This is a genomic window from Lactobacillus sp. C449L, assembly GCF_059900815.1.
Genome location: NZ_JBWXGA010000408.1, coordinates 1 through 405 on the forward strand (window position 1 = coordinate 1; position 405 = coordinate 405).

A 405-nucleotide genomic window follows, 5' to 3' on the forward strand; every position below is an offset into this window, starting at 1 on the left:
GAACTTCCTGCTGCACGACTCCCTCGGCGGCGGCGGCATCGCCTCTGTCCGCATCGATCCCCAGGGCAAGGCTATGGGCAGATCCTGCTGGACATCGGGGTGTCCGTGCCGGCCGAGCTTGCCGCGCGCCACGGATTGTCGGCGCAGCAGGCGGCATGAGGGGCGAACCAGGCATGCCTATCCAGAAGCTTCTCGTCGCAAATCGCGGGGAAGTCGCCGCGCGGATCCTGCGCACCGCGCGGACGCAGGGCATTGCAACTTCCGTTCTGCGGCATGCGAACGAACAGCCCGGCCCCGCGCACCTCATCGCGGACAAGATCGTTGAGATCGACGGCCCGACGCCGGTCGCGGCCTATCTGGATATCGACCAGATCGTTGCGGCAGCCCTGCGGGTCGGTGCGGATG

General features: G+C 67.7%; 1 protein-coding gene. It reads left to right on the plus strand.

Features of this window, described 5'->3' with window-relative positions; all coding sequences use genetic code 11:
* Nucleotides 1-173: 173 nt before the first annotated feature.
* A partial coding sequence (locus AC2JF9_RS10010; RefSeq protein WP_500727468.1) for a biotin carboxylase N-terminal domain-containing protein occupies nucleotides 174-405 on the plus strand: 232 nt, incomplete at its 3' end.